Source organism: Alcaligenes sp. EGD-AK7, assembly GCF_000465875.3.
Taxonomy (GTDB): Bacteria; Pseudomonadota; Gammaproteobacteria; order Burkholderiales; family Burkholderiaceae_B; genus Alcaligenes; species Alcaligenes phenolicus.
This window is the reverse complement of record NZ_AVOG02000045.1, coordinates 46,921-69,151: the sequence shown is the minus strand read 5'-3', so window position 1 is coordinate 69,151 and position 22,231 is coordinate 46,921. Positions and strand designations below refer to the sequence as shown.

The following is a 22,231-nucleotide window of genomic DNA, read 5'->3' as shown; positions in this document are numbered from 1 at the left end:
AAACAATAGCGGATCAACAGGCTTCGCCAGCAAGGCGAGTTTATATATTCAGCACGTCAAGTAAATCTATCAGGGTTTGGTTGGACGCAGACGGGAGCGACGTATAATTGGCGCGTAAATGGTCTATTTTAGGTTATTAGTGCTTCGATGAATCAAATAAAAATCAGGCGGTTTAAGCGTTTGCACGAGATACTCCTATTATCCGGGCCAAGCTCGTGGTTGATTGGATTCGCCGTGGTGGTGCTTGTCCCTGTTTTGTTGCTGTGGGGGTGGGGACCTTTGTGGAACCTGGATAATGGGCAGCGTACTGCACTGGTTCTGGTGATCGTGGCCTTCGTAGCTTGCAAGCTGCTGATCGATAAAAGCCAACAAGGCTATCCGGGAGCGCGTAGTGCCTGGTTGATTATTCCTACGGTAGGAGTGACCTATGCCCTTATTTACATCACCAGCTTTGTATTTCGTTACGACGCTTCGCGAGCCTTATTGTTAAGCAGCAGTTTTCTGGCATTGGCATGGTTCTTGTTGGAGAGTTTGTTTACCAGCCGTTATCGAGTACTGAAATTGGCGATTGTTCCTGGGGGAGAGGCCGAAACCTTGCTGGACCTGCCAGGCCTGGATGGTCGCTTGCTGAAAGACTATGATCTTGTCGGGTATCGCTACGATGGGGTAGTGGCGGACTTTTCCTGTATACAGCCTGATGCAGAACGTTTCTTGACACGGTGTGCGCTGGATCGAGTAGCGGTCTATAACTCCAGGCAGGTCTTTGAATCGCTGACTGGGCGCGTCAAGATTGACCGCATGTCGGAAAATACAATTGGCTCTTTGCTTCCATCACGAGGCTACGAGATTTTGAAATTGATTTTTGACTATGCCATGGTCATTCTCAGTTCCGTGGTAGTGGTGCCGGTGTGCTTGCTGGCAATGCTGGCGATTCGCCTGGAAAGTCCTGGCAAGGTCATTTACTCCCAGCAGCGGATTGGTTTGGGAAATCGTGAGTTCACTATTTACAAGCTGCGCAGCATGCGTTTTGACCAGGATTGTGTGGTCGAGCAGTTCGCTGGGGAGGATGATCCTCGAATTACTCGTGTGGGCAAAATCATTCGCAAGTTACGTATTGATGAGCTGCCGCAGTTCTATAACGTGCTGCGAGGCGAGATGAGCTTGATCGGCCCTCGCCCAGAGCAACCTTCTTTTGTGCGGGAGTTCGACGAGAAGATTCCGTTCTATAGCTACCGTCACGTGGTGAAACCTGGTATTACCGGGTGGGCGCAAGTTCGTCAGGGGTATGTGGCCAATGAGGACGAGACACGCGTCAAGATCGAGCACGATTTTTACTACATCAAACACTGCTCGGTGATGTTGGATATTTATATCGTATTTTTGACGGTGAAGACCATGCTTACTGGCTTTGGGGCGCGTTAGTGCTTGCCCGCCAAAAGGCGTTTAACGGCATCGCGAGCAGGGTGAGTGATGCGGGTCAATCCACTATAAGCGGTAAATATAAGGTAGCCGGCTTTACCATAACGCTTGCGTAGATAGGTGCGCAAGCCGTTGCTATAGCATCGGCTACGGAAAGACGAGTCGCTGAAGGTGCCTCCAGCTTCATGAAAATAGCGTGCTGCTGGAATATGGTAGGACATAATACCGATCTCCCGCGCGCGGAATTGCAGATCAGTTTCTTCAAAATATAAAAAAAATTGTTCATCAAAGCCACCCAAGGCGGCGTATTGCTCTCGGCCTATCAGTAGCAAGCTTCCTGATACGTGATCGACTTGTGTGGGGTTGGTGTATGCATCTCGGCTTTGCAATAAACGCCCCAAACCCAAAGCTTTCAAGAACAAGGTGTAGCAGCTTGGAAAACGTTCGAAGGAAAATTCTGGACGCCCTTTTGCGTCTAGTGCTAATCCGCCAAGAATAGGCAAGGGTCTGTTAGGGTATGCATTCAGGAACTGTTCAAAGATGTTCAGTACGTTGGTCTGCAGGCGAGCATCTGGGTTGATTAGCAGGATGTAGGGGGCCTGAGTTTGAGCAACACCGAGGTTGCAGGCTTTGCCAAAGCCGTGGTTCTGGTCTGCTTGAATGATCTGGGCGTCAGGATGTTGCTCGGCAATCAGGCGGCAACTTTGGTCAGTAGACGCATTATCAACGATGGTGATGGAATAAAGGTGTGAAGCGCAGTGCTGCTTGATACTGTCAATAGTCTCGACAATTTTTTTGCTGCCGTTGTAATTCACTAGGATGAAGTCGACCCACGGTAGTGGCTGCTCGACATGGCTCATGGTGTCTAGGCTCGTTTTAAAGCTGCTTTCACTACGTAGTGAAACATTAAGTAGATAGACTGTACAAAAGGTAGCTTTAGATGACGACGATAAATTTGCCAAGTCCATTGTATGGATTTGAACTTGTTGCCCGACAAGCTGCCAGTACTGACACGATAGGCTGCCAGAACTTCCTGTAGTCCAAGTGCTCTGCCTGCTTTACGGACCACCTCCAGCCACATTAAGTAGTCTTCATGGCGTACAGATCGTTGATATACCTTTCCTATTGCATGGCAATCATACATGCCAGTCAGGTTGCCTATCGCATTTCCTTTCAGAAGGCTTGTATAGCTTAACCAATTAGGTGGGGTGGTTGTGCTTTGCCATTCCGGAGCCTTATTGAAACGGTAATAGGCAGTCATGGAAACGGTAGCGCGATTCTCCCGCATAGCACTGATTTGTCGGCTGAGCTTGTCTGGCAGCCAGAGATCATCAGCATCTAAAAAAGCAATGTATTTGCCTTGTGCAGCAGCAATGCCTGCGTTGCGTGCAGCTGCGACCCCTTGGTTTTTGACTTGCCGGATGAGCTTGATTCTAGGGTCTTTCCGTGCCTGCTCTGCTGTGTAGCCCGCCGTATTGTCACTGGATCCATCGTCAATGACCAACAACTCCCAATATGGGTAATTTTGTTGGCGTACAGACGCCAGGGAATGGGGGAGGGTATGGGTAGCATTAAAGGCTGGCATGATAATGCTGACCGTAGCTGGCTGGATGGCGCTCATGGAGAGAGTGGCGCTAGTGACGCGTATGAAAGAAATCGCTTGGTAGCTGTTTGTCAGGCAAGTTGCAAGGGAGGCGCTTGGCCCAGAGGCTTGGGTCTTAGCTTCATGCACGCTTGATTTGGCTCGGTACGGAGCCCAATGAGCAGCAAGGAAAGGGCTAGTTATTATAGTGGTTAACAACCTAAATTGTATGAATTTGAACTCAGCTACCAAGAGGCCTGGAGCTTTGAGAGAACACTCGTTTGACGCATAGTGGCTGTTCGCGAATCCAGGAAATCTATATGATTTCGAGAGTGGGGGTTGTGAAAAAGGTCTTGTGACTTGTTCGCCTGAGTGAGAAAATGGCTACGTCGTTTATTTTGAGTTTTCGAAAAAAATTTATCACTGTCTGTAGTGATAATTTGATCATGTTTTTTTTATTTAGTTAATCACCTCTTTTACAACCGCTCGGTTTTATCCTGTTCGAAAACACAGACTCAGGGTAAATGGCATCTGCTTTATGGCTTGTTGATTAAAAAACATTAATTAATACGAGCTTTTTTACTCCAGTGCATTGATTTTATTGTTTTATTTTAGAAAATTTTTTCTGGATTTGGCTATCGAGACGCTTTTTCTTTGTTAAAAGAGAGGCTGTTTTTGGTATGGTGTTCGTTCCGCACTTCAAGAAGTGCGGTTTTTGGGGTGAGTGCTACCTTTCGCTTAAGTAATGTTACAAGTTGCTTTATATGGTCGGCTTAATGTTGTTTTAATAGATGATTAAATAGCGCAGCTGATTAACTCTTTAATGATAATTATTTAGATTTAGTGTTGACGACCATACACTCTCGCCTTTTATGTCCACATTGTTTAGCTTGTTGATGTCCACCTACGACGGGGACGAACCAGAGCATTGTCGATTGGCCCTGGAGAGTATCTGCCAGGGTAGTGTGCTGCCTGACGAGTTGGTGCTCGTGTTGGACGGTCCCGTATCTGAACCTCTGTTGATGGTTATAAGATCCTTCCAAGGGCGGCTGCCCCTGAAAATTGTGCCACTACCGAAAAACCGTGGTCTGGGCCTCGCTTTGGCCGAGGGTTTGTTGCACTGTCGTCATGAATGGGTAGCACGATTTGATACTGATGATTTATGCATGCCCGATCGCTTTGAGCGCCAGCTCGCTTTTATTCAGGCTCATCCTGGTATTGATGCTTTCAGCTCTTCGATTTTGGAGTTTGAGCATAGCTATCAGGAGCCGAATCTGCTGTTGAAATCCGTACCCTGCGGAGAGCGCGAGCTGATTCGCTATGCACGGTGGCGCAATCCGTTCAACCATATGGCAGTCATGTTCCGTAAACAACGTGTTCTGGAGGCTGGTAACTATCAGAATGATCAATGTTTTGAGGACTATGCGCTGTGGGTGCGTTTGCTGTTGCAAGGTGCCCGGCTGGACAATATGAATGAGCCAACGGTCTGGGTACGCGCTGGGCGTAACATGATTGCTCGCCGCGGCGGACAACGATATGCGCGCCTTGAGTACGATATCCAGCGTAAGTTCCTGAGGTGGGGCTTCACCAACATTTTTGAGTTCACCCGAAATTTAAGTATTAGAATTCCGGTGCGTTTACTCTCTGACTCCTTGCGTGGAGCTATCTACGCTGGCCAACTGCGGCGCCGGACCTGACGGCAGACGACAGGCCAGTTTTTTCTAGGTTGTGGAATGAAACGATTTTTCAGCATTGGTTATCAGGATATGGCGCAGAGCTTGCGGTCCAGTAGTCTCTGGCTATTATTGGGATGGGTTGAGATCCGCCAACGCTACGCGCGCTCGAAGATAGGCCCCTTTTGGCTGACAATCAGCATGGCGATTCTTGTCACCGCACTGGGATTGGTGTATGGCACCTTGTTTAAGGCGGAGTTAAGTGAGTATCTACCTTTGTTGGCCATTGGTTTTGTGTTTTGGGCTTTTATCTCTACCACAATTAACGATGGCTGTAATGCGTACATCAGTGCGAGCCCCTATCTGAAGCAAGTGCCACTGCCGCGTGGGCTTTTTGTGTTTCAGACCTTATGGCGCAATATGATTGTGCTGGCGCACAACTTTGTGATCGTCATCTTGGTGCTGTTGATCTTTAAGATTGATTTCATTCATCAACTCCACTTTTTTGTGCTGGGGTTTGCGCTGGTTGTTTGGAATCTGATGTGGGCAGTTACGCTTTTGGCGTTGCTCTGTGCCCGTTTTCGGGACTTGCCCCAGATCGTAGCCAGTTTTATCCAGGTGATCTTTTACATTACCCCGATTCTGTTCAAGCGTGACATGCTGCAGAAATATCCTTTGTTGATTGATTTGAATCCTTTTGCGCATTTGATTGAAGTGGTTCGTGGTCCCCTGTTGGGCACTGCTGTACCTATGTTGAGCTGGATGGTTTGTCTGGGATTGGCTGTCCTTGGAACCTTGCTGAGTATTTTTATGCACGGAAAATATCGTGCGCGTATTCCGTACTGGGTCTAGGAGTAGCTGAATGTCTTATATCAAAGCACAGAATCTGGTTGTGGAGATGCCGGTCTACGAACTGAGCGGCCGTTCCATGAAAATGCGTATGCTTAACAAGCTGGCCTCTGGTCGCATTGGAGCCAGTGGCAACGGGATCACAGTGGTGCGTGCACTGCAGGACATCAGTTTCGAGTTTGGTGATGGCGACCGAGTCGGGCTGATAGGTTCTAACGGTTCGGGCAAGTCAACCTTGCTGCGGGTGCTCGCCGGTATTTACGAGCCATCCGCCGGACACCTGGAGATTCAGGGCAAGGCAGTGGCCCTTCTTGAAATGGGCCTGGGCATGGACGACTCCATGACTGGCTACCAGAATATCAAGCTGCGTGGCATGCTGCTGGGCATGACACCTGATGAAATCGAGGCCAAGACGGCTGAGATCGCCGAGTTCACCAATTTGGGTGATTACCTGAACCTGCCCATTCGCGCTTATTCGTCTGGCATGCGCATTCGCCTGGCTTTCGCTATTTCGACGGCAGTCGAGGCTGAGCTGCTGTTGCTCGACGAAGTAATCGGTGTGGGTGATGCTGCCTTTCTGGAAAAAGCCAATGCCCGCTTGAAGGCCTTCCAGGACAAGGCCAATATCGTGTTTATTGCTTCGCATTCGGCTGAGGTCATCATCGATATGTGCAACAAAGTCATGTGGCTGGAAGGAGGCAAGCTGCGTTTTGTAGGTGATGTCATGGAGGGCTTGCAGGCCTATTGGGCCTATCTGGCCGAGCCCAAGTCTTGAAGGGGGCGCCCATGCAGCCTATCAAGTCCAGGCACATTGCTTTCATCGTCGATATCCGCAATTGGGCATTTGACAACGTTGCCCGATCGCTTTGCACCAAGCTGCAGGCGCATACTCAATGCGCCATCCTTTACTGGGAGGATTTTTCCAACCCCGCTTTGCTGCTCAAGCATTTATCTGAACAGCAGTTTGATCATGTCCATTTCTTTTTTCGCGAACACCTGAAACTGCTGCTCTCGGTCGTGGATGGCGCTTCGTCGCACTATCGCAGGTTCGTGGGCATGGCTGTTTCCACACACGTGCCGGACTATCTGTATTCCAACCATCTGGAATTGTTGGATCGGGCGGCCTTGTTCAAGTTCGTGGACGGCTATTTCACCACGTGCCGTGATCTGCATGAGCTGTATTGTGCCGATCCTGTTGTGGCCGATCCCGACGATGTTATCTTCGATTGGCCTGACGTGCCGGTAGTGGACACACCTGTCGATTCTGGCACCCGCCCGTTTACCATTGTCTGGTCGGGAAATTCCAAGTGGGGAGAGAGCGCCGGATTCTCGGATTACAAGGGGTTAAACGCCATTATCGAGCCGGCAGTTCAGGCTTTGCGTCGGCGGCATCCCGGCATCAAATTCGTTTGTTGTGATTCAGCGGTGAGTTCCACGCCCAGGGAGCAGCTTCTTGATATCCTGCAGGAAGCGGACGTGCTTTTGATCGCCTCCGTGCAGGAGGGTACGCCCTTGACGCTGATCGAGGCGATGGGCTGCGGTTGCGCGGTTGTGACAACGGACGTGGGTATCGCGCGTGAAGTCCTGCCGGCCTCCCAGCAGTTTTTGATCATCGACCGCGATCCGCAGGCTTTCGAACAAGCGCTGGAAACGCTGATTTCCGATCAGAATCTACTCCGTCGGATGCAGCGCGACAATGTTCAGGCCTATACGGTGCATTTCGGTCCGAACAGCCCCTTGTTGGCCAAATGGGTAAGCTTTTTGAATCTAGCTTATCAGCGCAGTCAGCAAGACGGCCGTGTGCGCAAGGAGGCTGCAGGCGCACGGCGCATGGGCTGGTTCACCCGTAACTTGATTACAGGGTTTCGCTCGGCAGCGCGCCTAGCCCAGAAACTGAACTTGATCAAGCCGATCGGGCGCTACGTCCCGGGTGCCGCGGTGCTGTATAACCGCGTCATTCATGGAGGCACGGGCAGTTCAGTAGACTACGAGCGGCTGGCTCAGTATTACGAGCGGCAATTGGAGCGATCCGAGCAGGCGGGCTTGCTAGTTGTGTACGCGCCTATGTGGCGCGGCGTGGCGGCATCCACGGAAGCATTGTTCGAGCAGGAGAGTCTACGCTTTCCCTATTCAGATCAGGAGTTTCCTGAGGTGCGCAAGCATGTGTATCTGGAGGCTCTGATTGAGCAATTGAGGAATTGGCGCCACCCCATCGTCTATAGCGGCGGTTCGGTCTTGCATATCGAATTGTCGGAGCGCCTGCGCAGGGTCAATCCGCAGCTGCGACAGTTCTTTGCCTGGCATGGTTCGCCGGCCCAGTGGGTGGAACCCTCGCATCGTGCTCATTTTGACCTGTGGCGCAAGCAATACGACAGCGGTGTCATTGACGGCATCATAACCATCAAGCCGGGGCTTAACCGCATCCTCGAGCGGCTGGGAATCAACAGTTGGGACATGTTCAATCCCATTCCTGACATCAGCAGTGTGCTAGGGCAGGCGCCTCGCCAATCGGATAAGGTACAAGTCGGTCTTTTTTCGGCGATCAGTTCTTGGTACAAGAATCCCCATGTACAGGCGCTGGCCCTGGCTGGCCGTGATAATGTCGTGTTGAAAACCAACCTCGATCAGGAACAGTTGACCAACCTGGAGCTGGGCGTTCGAGGAGTCGAATTCTATCCGATGCTGCCGCGCACCGAGTTCCTGCGTCTGCTCGACGGTTTGGATGTGAATCTGTATGTGACCAATACCGAATGCAGTCCGATGTCAGCGCTGGAGAGCTGGGCTTTGTCCGTGCCTTGCATCGTTGGACCGGCCGGAGATGTCTATTCCGCCGTCAGCCCGCGGCTTGGGGAATTACTGGTCGAGCAGCGAGTCGACGACCCCGACGCCATTAGCCGCCGCTTGGATTTGGTATTGACGCACCGGGAAGAAATCGTGGCCTTGCTGCAGTCGTACCGGACTGTGTATATGCAGAGGTATGAGGAAAAAAGAGTACAGCTCGTCGCAGCGCTGCAGGCATACCAAAAGTAAAATGGCAGCCAATTAGCCGGCTGGGCTGGCGGAAATTTCGGGGAGTTAAGGAATGGAAAGGCTGGACATGGTGGCATCGCCACAGTACCCCAACATCGAGGCCGCGATCCATTTGGCTCGCTATTCGGCCGTGCTGCCTTATGTTAAGGGTAAGGTTGTGCTCGACCTGGCTTGTGGGGAAGGGTATGGGGCGGCCTTGCTAAAAATGGCTGGTGCCAGCCGGGTGGTCGCGGCCGACGTATCCTCCGAGGCCGTAGATAAATCGCGTGCCTTGTTTGGAGGGCTGGGCGTGGAATACCTGCAGGCTGATGCGCAGACTCTGTGCGATCGGTTCGGCGCCGGATTCTTCGATGTGGTCGTCTCCATTGAAACCATCGAACACGTTCCCGATGATCGTGAGTTCTTGACGCTACTCAAGCAGATGGCCAAGCCGGATGCGGTGTTCTACATCACCTGCCCGAACGACCATTGGTATTTCGAGCCTGAACAGTCCAACCCTTATCACTTGCGCAAGTACACCTTCGGTGAATTTGAAAACCTGGCCACCGATGTCCTGGGAGAGAGTGTGCAGTGGTCGCTGGGCACTGCGGTGTTCGGTTTCGGTGCTGTGCCCAAAGACCAGGATAGGGACTATGACACGGTGGGTCAGTCCTGGATGCAGGTGCGTACCGCCGACAAGGGTTTCGCCATTCCCAACAAGCAGGCGGCTGTGGTGACTGTAGAGAATTGTAGCTATTACGCCGGCATCTGGAACTTGTCGGAGAAAGCTAGCGCCGCAGCCAGCTATTTCGCCGTGGATATGGACGCGTATTTGCGCATGTTCGACGCGTGGTGTAATTTTCCCGGCCAGCAGACTCAGCAGATCCAACAGATGTCGGATCATGTGGTGCGTCTGCAAGGCCGGCTGGCGGATCTGTCTCAGGAAAACCGTCACATGGCCTTACTGATGGCGGCGCTTCGGGCCGAGAACGAGGCCTTGCGCAGCGCCGACAATTCGGGCTTTCGCGATCGCATTGCTCACTTGGAAGGCGTCGTCGCCACCATGGAAACCGGTTATTGGCGATACACGCGCATGGCCCGTTTGGTGCCAGCGCCGCTCAAGCGAGTCATCATGGGCGTAAAGCGCGTCATCAGGGGGTGAAGTCATGTCTTCAGTTCAAGACGCGGATCAGGCCGAAATGGCCGGCTTGGAAGGCGGCAAAGACACCGCTGCTTTTACGCATTTCAACCAACCTATGTTGGGTCATAATGGCGAGGACCTGACTCTTGTTGTGAGGATGGAGCAGGGGCTGCAGGGGGCGCTGGCCGGTTTCATGGCTTCGCTCTGGCAGGCCATGCCGGAGTTTGCAGGCGAGATAATCCTGGTTCATGGGGTTGGTGCGCAAGAAGCCATGGATGGTGTGAGCGCCGAGTACGCGGCGCGGTACCGGATCCGTAGCAGGGAAGTCGAGGATCCTGGCACCATGGCAGCTGTTCAAGACGCTATCGAACTGGTCCACACTCGTTGGGTTTTTCTGCTGACCGATCACGTTGTGTTCGTGCGCAATCCATTGGATATGGCCATTGCAGAAATGTCTTCCACTGGGAGCCATTTTCTGAGCTTTCATGCTAGCGTGCGCGGAGTCGCCGATGTTGTTGTGGCGCCGCGCTTCATCGAGATGCTTTTCCTAAACGGCCGTAGTCTGGCGTTCCTGAACAGCACGCGGGAGAGCGTGTTCAATGCAGTGGACACCCGTCATTTCCGGCGCCCTTACCTGAGCTTGGATGCTTGCCTGATGTTCGTGCCTAGCTGGAAAAGGCTAGGACGGTTCGATTCGGGCCTGATGGGGCAGTACGCCGATTTTGATTTTTCCCTGCGGGTGTTTCGCGATGGTCTCAAAGCGGTTTTCGTACCCGACGGCGGACTTGAGGAGCAGTTCGTGCCGGACCTCGGTAATAATCCGCTGGTGGAGGCTCCGTGCGTGGATGCTCGCTTCGCGGAGTTAATGAAGCGTGAATATGGCATTGACGTTTGCGGGGCACTGGATCCCCGCGAGATCGACCAGCAATTGGAGTCATATCGTCAGGAGTACCTGCGGGACTGGATGGGACCGCTCTATCCGGAGTCGATCCCATCCGCCGTTTCCTCCAGGCCGCGCATAGCGCTGATTATTGACTCGGAATATTGGGCTTTTGCCAATATTGCGCGTCAGATAGTCCGCTACCTGAGCCATAAATATGAATTCGTCGTCATTCCGTCTGGGGTGGTAAATAATTTGTCGCAAATCCTGCTCATGTGTCAAGGCTGCGATATCGCCCACTTCTTCTGGCGTGAATATCTGACCTTGATCGATTCGCAGTATTTCAAAGATTACAATTATGGAATAGGCTATTCCGAGGCGGATTTCTATGCGCGCTACATTGCACCGTTGAAGTTGACGGGTGCGGTCTATGATCATCTTTTTCTAACCGAGCCCGAGATCCAGGCCCGCAGGCGCCTGTTCATGGAACTCATGTGCGGCTATACCGTCAGCTCCCGGCGGCTGCAGACTATTTATACACAAATCGACGGCTATCCGGAGCCGACGCAGGAGACTGCCGATGGCGTCGACTTGACCCTGTTCAGACCCAAAAATCTGGAGCGTTTTGATTCCATCGGATTGCGGCCGTTGGTCGTGGGCTGGGCGGGTAATTCGAAATGGGCGAGTGAGCAGGAAGATTTCAAGGGGTTTCATTCGGTTTTCATGCCTGCCATCGAACAGCTGCGCGCTGAGGGGCTGGAGATCGAGTTGCATCTTGCGGATCGTCAGCTAGGGTTCATTAGCCACCACGACATGCCTGATTACTATGCCCGGATCGATCTTTATATCTGCCCGTCTAAGATCGAAGGTACGCCCAATCCGGTGCTTGAGTCCATGGCCTGCGGCGTTCCGGTCCTGTCCACGGACGTGGGCATCGTTCCCGAGGCGTTCGGCCCGCGGCAGATGGATTTCATTTTCGAGCGCAGCATTGAAGGACTGGTTGAAAAATTGCGCTATTTTTATATAAATCGGCAAGAGTTGGCTCCCGTGTTGTCGCGGGAAAATCTGGAAAGCATCAAGAATTGGGACTGGTCGGAGAAGACGAAAAACTTCGAACTGTTTTTCGACAAGATTCTGGCTTCGTGATCATGCCTTTGGCGCATGCGGATTTTTTGAGAGAGTCGGATATGTTGAAGCGAGGTTGTCTGGACAATGCATTGCTGCTTGTTCCGGTGCTGGGCGTGGTCTGGATGTACTTGGTCTTTTTCCCCGGCATCAAGACACCTGATTCTTTACATCAGCTTTTGCAAGCCAATCTGAACGAGTATGTGGATTGGCATCCTCCTTTGATGGCGTGGCTGTGGGGCAAGCTCAATCATATCTTTCCAGAGACGTCGGGCATCATGTGGCTTCACATCTTTCTGTTGTGGACTGCGCTGATCGCTTATGCGCGCCTCATACCGGATCGCCGTTCAGCACTGATCTACCTGTTCGGCTTCATGCCCATGGTGGTTGGACTGACGGGGATTGTCTGGAAAGACATCACCACGACCTATATGTTGTTGTGGTGTCTGGTTTTCTTTTTGCTGCCTCGCACTCGCTGGTATGTGGCGGCGTTTCTCGTTTGTGTGTGGCTAGCGGTTGCCTTGCGGTATAACACTCTGTTTTCCGCCTTGCCCATCGTGTTTTTCTATTTTCTGGGGCTTTTCCAGGAACACCATCGCTCCAGGTCTATTCTATTTGCTGTCACTACGACGGTCGCCGTCATGGCAGCCGTTTTCCTGAGTGCACGTGCCTTTACGTATGATTTCATCAAGGCCAAGGAGTCTTATCCTCAGATCGTTATTCTGGTGGACGATCTCAGCTATTTTTCCTTGCAGGAGCAGCGCTCCCTGGTGCCCGGCGTGGACTATTCGGCGGTCGAGCATAGTGCGCGACAGTGGACGTATGATAATTTCTTTCGCCTGAAGCTACCCAATACCAAAGAATATTATGATGAGGTGAAGGCGGCCTGGGAGGATGCTGTGCTGGCGGATCCAGCCCGGTATCTGAAGTTCCGCCTGTCCGTATTTGTCCGTTTCCTCGGTATTTCGCTGGATCCACCTTTTGCCACTGATGCGCCCAGCATCGATTATGGATTGCAACTCTACCACGTCCGTGATGAACCCAATGCCTGGAAAGAAAGCACAGGCCAGTACATTATTTACGTAGCTGATCGTCTTCCCTTTCTTTTTGCAGGTTATTTCTGGCTGGCGTTCGACGCGTTGCTGTTCTTATTTTTGCTGTTCTACCGGAATATCGCTTATCGGCATGTTTTGCTGGCCTTAGGGGCTTCGGGAACGCTCAATGCCATGTCGTACCTGCTGGTGGCCAATTCGAACTTTTATCGGTACATTTACTGGACCGTACTAGCAGGATTGCTGGCCTTGTTTTTTATCTATTTTGGCTGGAGATCGCGGACCAAGGACTAATTGCGCCTGTTTGTCTGGTTGGATTGAGCTTGTGACGCAAAGCCTGGTGCCCCCAGGCTTTTCTTCTTGGCGGATGCCAAGTCTGTAGTAGCCGCTCTGAGCCTGCCCCAACTGGGGCAGAGAGTCGGATGTAAGTAAGCCGAGATAGAAGGGAAGGGCGCGGAGAAAAGAAGGTGGCTGATCAGAAAAGTCTGGGAAGCTGGAGAAGATGACGCCAAAGCTTCCGATTTTTGCATAGTATCTATTCCTGTTTATCATTAGGCACAGGCTTGGCTTTGAAGAGCAGGAATTTCATCTGGGCGTAGTTGATCACCATGCCCGCCAGGCTGCCCAGGGCTACGCCGATGATGGGATGCTCACGTACGGTCGAATTTGCGTAGACGCTCAGGACATAGATGGCGTAGTTGGCCGCTCCGCCCAACAGCATCATGGCCAGATATTTTGCGAATTCTTTATGCAGGGGCAGATTGGAAGATCTGTGGCGAAAAGTCAGCCGCCGGTTTATCAGCCACGTGCCAATTACGGCGCACAGGAAAGAAGTAGCCCGCGCGCCATACAGACCCAGCGTTTCTTTCAACAGGTACAGAACGGCACTGTCGATCAGAAAGCCTGCCGTGCCTGCGACGCCGAACAGCGCGAGCTCTTTGAGTTTAGGCATCGCGTGGCGTATCGTTTTTCTTCAACGGGACGGCCAAGTAGGCGAAACGCCGCATTTCTCTGCGTGCCCGGGTGAGCGAGTCGAGAATGATGCCGGTGACGAACATGAGCAAGCTGACGATGGATAGGCCGGTTACCAGCACGGCGGTAGGAAGCCGAGGCACCAGACCATTGTGGTAATAATCGATGAATAGTGGGGTCGCCAAGATCAGAGCCAGCAGGGCGAACAAGCCGCTGATGATGGAGAAGCAGGCCAGCGGACGCTCGAACATGTACAGGCGGCCTATGGTGCGCAGGATGCGGATGCCATCGCGGTAGGTGGAGAGCTTGCTTGTCGATCCTTCTGGCCGGGCGCCATAGCGGGTGTCCATCTCCCCGTAAGGCATGGCCATTTCCAGCGCGTGCACGGTCAGCTCGGTTTCGATTTCGAACCCGGAAGAAAGACTCGGAAATGACTTGACGTAGCGGCGAGAAAATACTCGGTAGCCGGACAGCATGTCGGTGAACTGGCCGCCAAAGATGTTTTTCACTGAGCCGGTCAATAAGCGATTCCCTAAGCGGTGGCCGCGCCGGTAATTGGCTTTTTCACCCTCGTCGACCCGGCAGCCCACCAGCATGTCGAGGTTTTCGTCGATGAGACGCAGCACCATCTCTTCTGCACACGAGGCATCATAAGTGGCATCACCATCCACCATAATGTAGTAGTCAGCATCGATGTCCGCGAACATGCGGCGCACCACATTGCCCTTGCCTTTGTTCTGAACACGAAAGACTTCTGCACCCGCCGCCTGCGCCACTTCACAGGTTCGGTCTGTAGAGTTATTGTCGAAGACGCATATCCGGATGGTCGGAATGGCCTTGCGGAACTCCTCGACGACGGCGGCGATGGCGGCTTCTTCGTTATAGCAGGGAACGACCAGAGCGATTTGGTATTGGGACAGATCGGTATTGGACATAGGTGTTTTTGAAGGGTGCGACCTTGCAAAAGGGTTGTGTGATGAGTCTTTCCAACAGCAAAGTATAGCCAGTCGCTGTGCGGGGATGAGAAAAAGTTATGGACAGGGGCGTGCTTACGGCCTGTTGTTGTGCAGGTCTTTCGGCGTGGATGACGCTGGTACAGCGGTTTTCTATATATCACGTGATTATAAGCAAATGAAGATACATCTCCTCAACAGGTTTAAGCTTCAGTTTTCGCCTGTTTCACGAGATCGTTATGTTTTCCCGTTATTTAGCCCCTGGCCTTCTTGCTCTATCCGTCTCCTTCTCCGCACAGGCTGCCGAGCAAGCGCTGGAGATCGGCTATTTGCCCATCATGCCTGCCGCTCAATTGTTCGTGGGCTTAGGGTCTGGCGACTTATTGCCAGAGGGACAAGCGGAACCCAAGCTGGTTCAGTTTCAAAGCGGTCCAGCGCTGACTCAGGCCTTGATCGCCGGTCAGCTGGATGTTGCCTATGTAGGTATTGGCCCCGCTTTGGTGGCCAAGGCTAAAGAGGCCGACGTTAAAGTTGTTGCCTCCAATATTGTGGAACAGGTCAGTGTGGTCGCTATTGGTGATCTGGCTGCTTATCTTGATGCCGACCAGCCTGATTTCGCAGCGGCTGTGGCCAAGTTCACTCAAGAGAAAGGTCACAAGCCCAAGGTTGCCAGCTATCCCAAAGGCGCTGTGCCAGAGGCTGCCTTGCAATACTGGCTGCGCAATATGCTGAAAGTAGACCCGAATGTGGTCGAGGTGATCTACCAGGGCGAGGCCCAGATTCAACAGGCCTTGAGCAATCACGCTGTTGATGCCGCCGCCATTCTGGAACCTACGGTTAGCCAAATTCTGCAGCGCCAGCCCGATGCCAAGATTGTGGCTCACGGTGGGGAGTTGTTCCCCAATGAGCCCGGCTCGGTACTGCTGGTGCGTGAAGGCTTGATCAAATCCAATCCTGATCTGGTTCAGCATTTGGTGAATGCTCACCTGCGTGCCACTGCCATGTTGCGCGACGAGCCAGCCAAGGCAACGCCTTATGTGCAGAAGTATGTAGGCGGTGGTCGCTTGCCTAAAGAGATTGTGCAAGCCGCTATCGAGCGCTCGCGTGATCAGTTCCAGCCTGACCCTCACAAGATTATTGATGGCACGGTTCAGCTGCAGGATTTCCAGGTTTCTTTAGGCACGCTGGCGACCAAGCTGGATGATGTTCAAAGCCTGTTTGACGTTCGCTTTTATGAAAAGGCAGCACCGTAATGAGCGTTGCGAAACAAGCAAGTTTGCCCGCCGCAGCACCCGCAACTGGGGGGGGCCTGGTTGATGCCTTGTGGTGTCGCGGTCTGGAGCGGATTGTTTACGGCGTAGCCGGTCTGGCCTTGTTTATCCTGGTGTGGCGCCTGGCTTATGTCTATGGCTGGGCTCCGCGCGGTACGCTGCCTGATCCATTGAGCTTGCCCTCGGCTTTGTTCCAGGAGATTGAAGCCGGTCGTCTTTGGCCTGCTGCTCAGTCCAGTCTGGTGCATTATTTCTGGGGCTTGGGCATCGGCACTTTCCTGGGTATTGCTTTTGGTCTGGCGGCGGCAACGATCCATCGCTTTGATTTGCTGCAAGCTTACTTGGTTCGCTTGCTGCGTCCTATCCCGCCCTTGGCGTGGGTGGTGTTTGCCATTGCCTGGTTCAAGGTCAGCCACACTGGTGCAGCCTTTGTGATTGCAATCGGTGTGTTCTGGCTGAATTACTTTGCCACTTACAGTGCGGTGCGTTCGGTCGATCCCCGCTATTACGAATTGGCTGCGGCTTTCGGGCATAACTCCTATTTCGCTCGCGCCTGGACGGTAGTGTTGCCAGCGATCAGCCCCGGCTTGTTGAGTGGTGTGCGTGCCGGTATCGGTCAAGCCTGGATGACGCTGATTGCGGCCGAGTTGCTGGGTGTGCCTGGCATGGGTCAGGAAATGAATGCCGCGGCGGGTGTGGGTGCTTACGATGCAGTTGTGGTCTATATGTTGATCATCTCGGTGGTCTACACCTTGTGCGACATGCTCTTTCTGACTTTCAACAAATGGGTACTTCAGTGGCAGCCTTGATTCAGTTCCAGGGGTTTGGTTTTCAGTACCCCGGTGCGTCTGCACCTGTTATCCGCGATGTGAATCTGGAAGTGCAGGCAGGGCATTTTGTGGCGATTGTAGGTGGTTCGGGTGTAGGCAAGAGCACCTTGTTGCGTGCGGCAGCCGGTTTGAGCCAGCCCAGCTTCGGACATCTGCGTTCCAACCTGCAAGATAGTCCTGGCCGTCGTGCCAATGCCTTCGTGTTTCAGGACAGTCGTCTGTTACCTTGGCGACGTATTGCTTCCAACGTGGCTTATGGTCTGGAAGGGTTGGGCTTATCGCGTGAAGAGCGTGATCAGCGTGTGGATGCCGCCTTGAATCAGGTGGGTTTGGCGCATCTGAAAGACCGCTGGCCGCATCAACTGTCGGGTGGTCAGGTACAGCGTGTTGGCATTGCCCGCGCCTTGGCTGTGCAGCCGGATTTGTTGTTGATGGATGAACCTTTTTCTGCCGTGGATGCCTTGACTCGTCAGGCCTTGCAGGATGAGCTGGTTCAAGTGTGGCAGCGTAGTTCAGCAGCAGTTCTGTTTGTGACGCACGACATTGATGAAGCGGTCTTTTTGGCCGATACCATTATCGTTCTGGGTGGCAGCCCGGCTGGTGTCAGCGCCCGGATAGAGGTAGACCTGCCACGTCCGCGAGATCGCACTACACCCCGCTTTGGGGAGTTGGTGAAAGAGGTTGGTCAGGCCTTGTAATTACGTCTGCCATTGCATCAAGAAGAACGGCCCATTGAGTGGGCCGTTTCTGTTGCCTACTCTTGTCTGCTGGTTCTGCATGGGTATGCTCAGAGACAAAACAATCAGGCCCTGTGCTCACTTCTACCTTGTGCGCTTTACACTACTTGTTTGATGCCTAAGCACATGACAAGGAGAGGACATGAAGCACCCGGTAAATGCATTCAAGCAGGCTTTGCGGCAGGGCAAGTCCCAGATTGGTTTGTGGCATGGCTTGGCCAGCCCGTATGTGGCGGACCTCTGTGCAGGCCTGGGCTATGACTGGATCTTGCTGGATGGCGAGCATGTTCCCAATACGGTACAGACTTTGTTGGCGCAGTTGCAGGCCGTATCGGCCCATCCTATTGCGCCGATTGTGCGTCCCAGCTGGAATGACCCTGTGCAGATCAAGCTGCTGCTGGATATGGGGGCTCAGAACCTTTTAATTCCCATGGTGCAAAACGCGGAGCAGGCCAAAGCGGCTGTTGCCGCGACACGGTATCCTCCGCATGGCATTCGAGGGGTGGGTGCAGCCTTGGCGCGTGCTGCTCGCTGGGGGGCGACCACGGACTATGTAGCGTGGGCCAATCAGGAAATGTGTGTAATTTGTCAGGTGGAAACTCGCGAGGCGCTGGATAATCTGGACGAGATTCTGGCGGTAGAGGGCGTGGACGGTATTTTCATCGGCCCGGCGGATTTGGCGGCCAGTATGGGGTATTTGACCGAACCCGGGCATCCAGACGTTTTGTCAGCGATTGAGGACGCGATCGTGCGTATCAGCAAGGCGGGCAAGGCTCCCGGAATCTTGCAGGCCAATGTCGAGGCAGCGCATCACTATTTGTCCTTGGGGGCCTTGTTTGTGGCCGTAGGCGTGGACGCGGTGTTATTGCGGCAGGCGGCAACGGCTTTGTTGGGTCAATTCAAGGACGAGGTTGAGGTGCCCGTTGCTCAGCCCGGCGCAGCTTACTAACGCTTGTTTGATCGCCAGGCGTCTTGCGGATAGCTGCTCTGTCTCAGTTATTTTGTAAAGGCCGGGTCTGTTTATAAGGCGATATGACCTTGGCCGCTGCTATGGCCAAGGTCTGCTTTCTCAAGCGCCGCTCTCGAGCAGGAAGCTCAGCAAGCTTTCTGCGCTCGGTTGCAGGTCACTGCGGCGGCGCACACCGATCAGAATTTCTCGCTGACTCCATTCTTCGTCCAGCTCAATCACACGAGTATTGGGGATCTGATAAATGCTGGCGCTCTTGCGCGGCAAGATGCCAATACCCATGCCTGCATTGATCAATAAGCACATGGCGTCGTAGCCAGAAACCTCGGTGCGGATACGCACCGAGCGGTTGGCTTCCATGGCGATTTTGGTGATCTGGTAATGCAGCTGCGTGCCCGTTAGCAGCGTGATCTGCTCATGCTCCAGCGTTTGCTCGAAACGGACTTTGTCATGCTGAGCCAAGGGGTGATTGATAGGCACCAGCACGACCAGCTTGTCACTGCGAAATGGGTAAGCTTCGATATCGGCTGCGTAAGGCAGGCGGGTAAAGACACCCAGGTCGGCTTTGCCCTCTGCCAGAGCCCGAATAATGTCCAGGCTGGTCTGTTCTTCCAGTTGCAGGGGAATAGCGGGGTGCAGACGTCCAAATTCGCCCAGTGGCTCGGCCAGAAACTGAGAGATGGCCGATGTATTGGCCAGGATATGTACCAGCCCTTGTTGGCCTTGCGAAAACGCTTGAAGGCGCGTCTCGATCTCTTGCGCACTGTTGAGCAAGGCACGTGAGCGGTACAGCAGTTCCAGGCCCGCTGCCGTTGGGCTGACACCTTTGTTCGTACGCAGCAGCAAGGTGGTGTTCAGAGACTGTTCCAGATCCGCAATCCGGCGGCTGACCGCGGCGGCAGCAATATGCTCACGCTCTGCCGCTTGGCTGATCGTGCCTTCTTCCAGGATGCGGACAAACAGTTTGAGGGTTAGAAGGTCCAGTTTCATGCAGGCATCATATCGCTTTTTTTTGCTTATCTGCATCTGAGCTGACTGTGGCCGCGGAGAGAATCATCGCCCTAAGCTCTATGGCTATTTCGCGTCGTGTCTACGCCATAGATCCATACGGATGTAGTAGTAGAGAGTGTTATCAGCCTGTATCGAGGGCGCACGACCGTCCATGGCTTGGCGTTTGTTTATGAGCCGCCACAACTGCGGTTTTTACGGCGCGCATTGAGGACTTCTAAGCATAAAAAAAGCCCCGCCGACTGTATGTCGGCAGGGCTTTGTACAGCTAAACCTGTTCGATCAGGCTTGTGGCTTGGCGCCAGACAGGATGTGGCCAGCGTTAGGAACGCGGGTTTCCAGACCCAGGGTCTTGAGCATTTGGTACACGGTGCAAACAGCGGCGGACAGAACGGGCTTGCCGATCTGGTCTTGAGCGCGCTGGATAGCAGGCAGGGAAGGCATCTGCACGCAAGCGGACAGAATAACTGCGTCCACGCCGTCGTGGTTCAGGCGCTTGACGTGCTCCAGCAGGTTCTCTGGATTCAACAGGCCCACTTCCAGGTTGTCCGACACTTCCAGGCTGATGGAGTCTTGAACTTCGATGCCTTCAGCTTCGATGTAGTCAGCCACGCGCTTGGTCAGCGGCTTCATGTAAGGGGTGATGATGGAGACTTTCTTGTAGCCGAATTCTTTCAGCGTATCGACCAGGGCACCGGCCGAGCTCAGCACGGGAATTTCCACGCCGTTGTCTTTTACGGTGTTTTGCAGACGCTCTTGCGAGACGCGGTGGTAGCCGTCGCCTTGGGCCATGATGGCGACCAGGCAAGCGTAGGCCATCACGCTCATGCGGGCGTCGCTCAGCTCAACAGCGCAGCGATCGCTGGCGATGTCCATGGCTTTCAGCTCTTCGGGATTCACGTGCATCATGCGCATGCGCGAGGAGTGGAATGTGAAACGCTCTTCAGGAAACTCGGCGTAACGAGCCTGCAACATGGCAGGAATCTCGGTTTCCATGGTGGTGTTGGAGCTGGGAACGATCTGACCAATGCGGTAGGTTTTCATAGGGATCTGTCTCTGAAGTTGGTTTTTAGATTGACGCCTTCATTCTAGGACCCGTTTTCTTCCTTGCAAATCAATCATCTGTCAACGTGCCATCGCCAACGGCGATGGCAGGAGGGCAGAGATCAGGACTGGCCGGATTGCCAGCGCCAAGCGTCGTCGCACATTTCCTGGATACCTTTTTTGGCTTCCCAACCCAGTGTTTCGCGGGCTTTTTGGGTGTCGGCCCAGCAAGCAGCGATGTCGCCCGGGCGACGAGGGACCAGTTTGTAGGGAATAGGGCGTCCGGAGCTGCGGGTGAAGGCGGCGATCATGTCCAGCACGGAATAGCCCTGGCCGGTTCCCAGATTGACTGTCAGCAGTTCGCTGTCTTTGGTGTTTAGATAGTCCATTGCAGCAACGTGGCCTTTGGCCAGATCGCAGATATGTATGTAGTCGCGTACGCCCGTGCCATCCGGCGTGTCGTAGTCATTACCAAAGATCTGTACATGCTCGCGTTTACCCGCTGCAACCTGGGCGACATAAGGCATCAGGTTATTGGGAACACCTTGGGGTGTTTCGCCAATCAGGCCAGATTCATGGGCGCCGACGGGATTGAAGTAGCGCAGCACGGCAATTCGCCATCCAGCCTCGCTTTGATAAAGGTTGCCCAAAGCCTGTTCAAGCACTAGTTTGGTGTGGCCGTAGGTATTGGTTGTGGACAGCGGGTGAGTCTCTGGAATGGGTAGCTGTTGAGGGTCACCGTATACGGTTGCGGACGAGGAAAATACCAGGCTGCGCACATTGGCCTGTTGCATGGCCTGCAACAGCGTCAGCGTGCCGGTGATGTTGTTGTCGTAGTACTTGAGCGGTTGGGCTACTGATTCGCCAACCGCTTTCAAACCTGCAAAATGAATGACTGCTGCAATTGTGTGTTGCTGAAAAATCGTGTCGAGCAAGGCTCGATCCCGGATATCGCCTTCGATGAAACCGGTTTGAGTACCCGTAATTTTCTCGATGGCATCCAAGACGCTTTTTTGGCTATTGCTCAAGTTGTCCAGGATCAGAACCTGATAACCGTGTGCAATCAACTCCACACAGGTGTGAGAGCCGATAAAGCCGGTACCGCCAGTGACAAGAATGGTTTTGCCCATGGGTCTTTCCAGTTAAATGCAAGTTGAAAAGAAGTGCTTAGTCTATGCGTTTCAAGGCCGTTTTGTAGTGGCCACCGCGTTGGGCGTAAACACTGGCGTTTTGACGTAGCTTGGCAATGTCCTCATCGCTCAGGGTACGTACGGCTTTGGCAGGCGATCCGATGATCAGGCTGCGTTCCGGGAAGACTTTGCCTTCCGTGACCAATGCTCCAGCACCAACCAGGCTATCGCGACCGATGACGGCACCGTTCAGCACGACCGCCTGGATGCCGATCAGCGCGCCTTCACCGATGGTACAGCCGTGCAGCATGGCTTGGTGGCCGATGGTGACATGGTCGCCAATATCCAGCGGGTAGCCTGGATCGGTGTGCAGTACTGCGCCTTCTTGCACGTTGGAGCCTACACCCACGGTAATGGTTTCGTTGTCGCCACGGATAACGGCACCGGGCCAGACACTGCTTTGCTCTTTCAAAACGACCTTGCCAATCAGGGTGGCCTCTGCGGCAACAAAGCTGCTGTCGTCGATTTGTGGGGCGTGTTGATCTAACTGGTAGACAGGCATGAAAGATCCTTGGGTAATGTGCCGGGC

20 protein-coding genes are annotated in these 22,231 nt (G+C 53.4%); 12 read left to right on the top strand and 8 right to left on the bottom strand.

Annotated elements, in window-relative coordinates; translation table 11 throughout:
- Positions 1–234 precede the first annotated feature (234 nt).
- Positions 235–1,422, top strand: coding sequence for an exopolysaccharide biosynthesis polyprenyl glycosylphosphotransferase (locus tag N879_RS14760; RefSeq protein ID WP_021447190.1), 1,188 nt, complete (start codon positions 235–237; stop codon positions 1,420–1,422).
- Here the strand turns inward: N879_RS14760 and N879_RS14755 are convergent.
- Together N879_RS14755 and N879_RS14750 are read right to left on the bottom strand one after the other, a co-directional pair.
- The gene (locus N879_RS14755) at positions 1,419–2,279 is read right to left on the bottom strand and encodes a glycosyltransferase family 2 protein (RefSeq protein ID WP_009458568.1); all 861 of its coding nucleotides are present in this window, start codon (positions 2,277–2,279) and stop codon (positions 1,419–1,421) included. The two genes, N879_RS14760 and N879_RS14755, sit on opposite strands and share 4 nt — an antisense overlap.
- Positions 2,280–2,284: 5 nt before the next feature.
- Positions 2,285–3,040 carry a glycosyltransferase family 2 protein gene (locus N879_RS14750; RefSeq protein ID WP_021447189.1) on the bottom strand — a complete coding sequence of 252 codons (756 nt, stop codon included), beginning with the start codon at positions 3,038–3,040 and terminating at the stop codon, positions 2,285–2,287.
- 857 nt (positions 3,041–3,897) lie between these two features.
- On the opposite strand from N879_RS14750, the gene N879_RS14745 reads away from it, so the two are divergent.
- From N879_RS14745 to N879_RS14715, 7 genes are read left to right on the top strand one after another with little or no spacing between them, the layout of a single operon-like run.
- Positions 3,898–4,698, top strand: a complete 801-nt coding sequence (locus tag N879_RS14745; RefSeq protein WP_200914608.1) for a glycosyltransferase — start codon at positions 3,898–3,900, stop codon at positions 4,696–4,698.
- 36 nt (positions 4,699–4,734) lie between these two features.
- A complete protein-coding gene (locus N879_RS14740) occupies positions 4,735–5,526 on the top strand; it encodes an ABC transporter permease (RefSeq protein WP_009458571.1) in 792 nt (263 codons plus the stop codon).
- Between the two features lie 10 nt (positions 5,527–5,536).
- Complete coding sequence (locus N879_RS14735) at positions 5,537–6,298, top strand: ABC transporter ATP-binding protein (RefSeq protein ID WP_009458572.1); 762 nt, start codon at positions 5,537–5,539, stop codon at positions 6,296–6,298.
- An 11-nt stretch (positions 6,299–6,309) separates the two neighbouring features.
- Positions 6,310–8,553 (top strand): glycosyltransferase family 4 protein, encoded by a 2,244-nt coding sequence (locus tag N879_RS14730; protein ID WP_009458573.1) that lies wholly within the window; start codon positions 6,310–6,312, stop codon positions 8,551–8,553.
- A 52-nt stretch (positions 8,554–8,605) separates the two neighbouring features.
- A complete protein-coding gene (locus N879_RS14725) occupies positions 8,606–9,694 on the top strand; it encodes a class I SAM-dependent methyltransferase (protein WP_031232888.1) in 1,089 nt (362 codons plus the stop codon).
- Positions 9,695–9,698: 4 nt separating this feature from the next.
- Positions 9,699–11,699: a glycosyltransferase gene (locus N879_RS14720; RefSeq protein ID WP_009458575.1), complete on the top strand. Its 2,001-nt coding sequence runs from the start codon at positions 9,699–9,701 to the stop codon at positions 11,697–11,699.
- Between the two features lie 2 nt (positions 11,700–11,701).
- A complete protein-coding gene (locus N879_RS14715; RefSeq protein WP_031232885.1) occupies positions 11,702–13,024 on the top strand; it encodes a hypothetical protein in 1,323 nt (440 codons plus the stop codon).
- A gap of 241 nt (positions 13,025–13,265) precedes the next feature.
- Here the strand turns inward: N879_RS14715 and N879_RS14710 are convergent, their stop codons facing one another.
- Positions 13,266–13,682: a GtrA family protein gene (locus N879_RS14710; protein ID WP_021447186.1), complete on the bottom strand. Its 417-nt coding sequence runs from the start codon at positions 13,680–13,682 to the stop codon at positions 13,266–13,268.
- Positions 13,675–14,637 carry a glycosyltransferase family 2 protein gene (locus tag N879_RS14705; protein WP_009458578.1) on the bottom strand — a complete coding sequence of 321 codons (963 nt, stop codon included), beginning with the start codon at positions 14,635–14,637 and terminating at the stop codon, positions 13,675–13,677. Before N879_RS14705 ends, N879_RS14710 begins: the two co-directional genes overlap by 8 nt.
- A 257-nt stretch (positions 14,638–14,894) precedes the next feature.
- Here N879_RS14705 and N879_RS14700 point away from each other — a divergent pair, with 257 nt between their 5' ends.
- From N879_RS14700 to hpaI, 4 genes are all read left to right on the top strand, one after another.
- Positions 14,895–15,908 carry an ABC transporter substrate-binding protein gene (locus N879_RS14700; protein WP_009458579.1) on the top strand — a complete coding sequence of 338 codons (1,014 nt, stop codon included), beginning with the start codon at positions 14,895–14,897 and terminating at the stop codon, positions 15,906–15,908.
- Positions 15,908–16,735, top strand: coding sequence for an ABC transporter permease (locus N879_RS14695; protein ID WP_009458580.1), 828 nt, complete (start codon positions 15,908–15,910; stop codon positions 16,733–16,735). The genes N879_RS14700 and N879_RS14695 overlap by 1 nt, the downstream gene beginning before the upstream one ends.
- Positions 16,711–17,454 (top strand): ABC transporter ATP-binding protein, encoded by a 744-nt coding sequence (locus tag N879_RS14690; protein ID WP_235484316.1) that lies wholly within the window; start codon positions 16,711–16,713, stop codon positions 17,452–17,454. Before N879_RS14695 ends, N879_RS14690 begins: the two co-directional genes overlap by 25 nt.
- 181 nt (positions 17,455–17,635) lie before the next feature.
- Positions 17,636–18,442 carry a 4-hydroxy-2-oxoheptanedioate aldolase gene (gene hpaI, locus N879_RS14685; protein ID WP_009458582.1) on the top strand — a complete coding sequence of 269 codons (807 nt, stop codon included), beginning with the start codon at positions 17,636–17,638 and terminating at the stop codon, positions 18,440–18,442.
- Between the two features lie 120 nt (positions 18,443–18,562).
- Here hpaI and N879_RS14680 read toward each other — a convergent pair whose 3' ends face one another.
- The 4 genes from N879_RS14680 to N879_RS14665 all read right to left on the bottom strand — a co-directional run bounded on the left by N879_RS14680 (position 18,563) and on the right by N879_RS14665 (position 22,204).
- Positions 18,563–19,450, bottom strand: a complete 888-nt coding sequence (locus N879_RS14680; protein ID WP_009458583.1) for a LysR family transcriptional regulator — start codon at positions 19,448–19,450, stop codon at positions 18,563–18,565.
- 300 nt (positions 19,451–19,750) lie between these two features.
- A complete protein-coding gene (locus tag N879_RS14675; RefSeq protein ID WP_009458584.1) occupies positions 19,751–20,512 on the bottom strand; it encodes a maleate cis-trans isomerase family protein in 762 nt (253 codons plus the stop codon).
- A gap of 122 nt (positions 20,513–20,634) precedes the next feature.
- The gene (gene galE, locus N879_RS14670) at positions 20,635–21,642 is read right to left on the bottom strand and encodes a UDP-glucose 4-epimerase GalE (RefSeq protein ID WP_009458585.1); all 1,008 of its coding nucleotides are present in this window, start codon (positions 21,640–21,642) and stop codon (positions 20,635–20,637) included.
- Between the two features lie 37 nt (positions 21,643–21,679).
- Complete coding sequence (locus N879_RS14665; protein WP_009458586.1) at positions 21,680–22,204, bottom strand: gamma carbonic anhydrase family protein; 525 nt, start codon at positions 22,202–22,204, stop codon at positions 21,680–21,682.
- Between the last annotated feature and the right edge of the window lie 27 nt (positions 22,205–22,231).

What these genes read in the sequence shown, in the direction of transcription:
- N879_RS14755 (WP_009458568.1), bottom strand. Translation starts at nt 2,279, where the DNA reads ATGAGCCATGTCGAGCAGCCACTACCGTGGGTCGACTTCATCCTAGTG.
- N879_RS14750 (WP_021447189.1), bottom strand. Translation starts at nt 3,040, where the DNA reads ATGAGCGCCATCCAGCCAGCTACGGTCAGCATTATCATGCCAGCCTTT.
- N879_RS14745 (WP_200914608.1), top strand. Translation starts at nt 3,898, where the DNA reads ATGTCCACCTACGACGGGGACGAACCAGAGCATTGTCGATTGGCCCTG.
- N879_RS14740 (WP_009458571.1), top strand. Translation starts at nt 4,735, where the DNA reads ATGAAACGATTTTTCAGCATTGGTTATCAGGATATGGCGCAGAGCTTG.
- N879_RS14735 (WP_009458572.1), top strand. Translation starts at nt 5,537, where the DNA reads ATGTCTTATATCAAAGCACAGAATCTGGTTGTGGAGATGCCGGTCTAC.
- N879_RS14730 (WP_009458573.1), top strand. Translation starts at nt 6,310, where the DNA reads ATGCAGCCTATCAAGTCCAGGCACATTGCTTTCATCGTCGATATCCGC.
- N879_RS14725 (WP_031232888.1), top strand. Translation starts at nt 8,606, where the DNA reads ATGGAAAGGCTGGACATGGTGGCATCGCCACAGTACCCCAACATCGAG.
- N879_RS14720 (WP_009458575.1), top strand. Translation starts at nt 9,699, where the DNA reads ATGTCTTCAGTTCAAGACGCGGATCAGGCCGAAATGGCCGGCTTGGAA.
- N879_RS14715 (WP_031232885.1), top strand. Translation starts at nt 11,702, where the DNA reads ATGCCTTTGGCGCATGCGGATTTTTTGAGAGAGTCGGATATGTTGAAG.
- N879_RS14710 (WP_021447186.1), bottom strand. Translation starts at nt 13,682, where the DNA reads ATGCCTAAACTCAAAGAGCTCGCGCTGTTCGGCGTCGCAGGCACGGCA.
- N879_RS14705 (WP_009458578.1), bottom strand. Translation starts at nt 14,637, where the DNA reads ATGTCCAATACCGATCTGTCCCAATACCAAATCGCTCTGGTCGTTCCC.
- N879_RS14700 (WP_009458579.1), top strand. Translation starts at nt 14,895, where the DNA reads ATGTTTTCCCGTTATTTAGCCCCTGGCCTTCTTGCTCTATCCGTCTCC.
- N879_RS14695 (WP_009458580.1), top strand. Translation starts at nt 15,908, where the DNA reads ATGAGCGTTGCGAAACAAGCAAGTTTGCCCGCCGCAGCACCCGCAACT.
- N879_RS14690 (WP_235484316.1), top strand. Translation starts at nt 16,711, where the DNA reads ATGGGTACTTCAGTGGCAGCCTTGATTCAGTTCCAGGGGTTTGGTTTT.
- hpaI (WP_009458582.1), top strand. Translation starts at nt 17,636, where the DNA reads ATGAAGCACCCGGTAAATGCATTCAAGCAGGCTTTGCGGCAGGGCAAG.
- N879_RS14680 (WP_009458583.1), bottom strand. Translation starts at nt 19,450, where the DNA reads ATGAAACTGGACCTTCTAACCCTCAAACTGTTTGTCCGCATCCTGGAA.
- N879_RS14675 (WP_009458584.1), bottom strand. Translation starts at nt 20,512, where the DNA reads ATGAAAACCTACCGCATTGGTCAGATCGTTCCCAGCTCCAACACCACC.
- galE (WP_009458585.1), bottom strand. Translation starts at nt 21,642, where the DNA reads ATGGGCAAAACCATTCTTGTCACTGGCGGTACCGGCTTTATCGGCTCT.
- N879_RS14665 (WP_009458586.1), bottom strand. Translation starts at nt 22,204, where the DNA reads ATGCCTGTCTACCAGTTAGATCAACACGCCCCACAAATCGACGACAGC.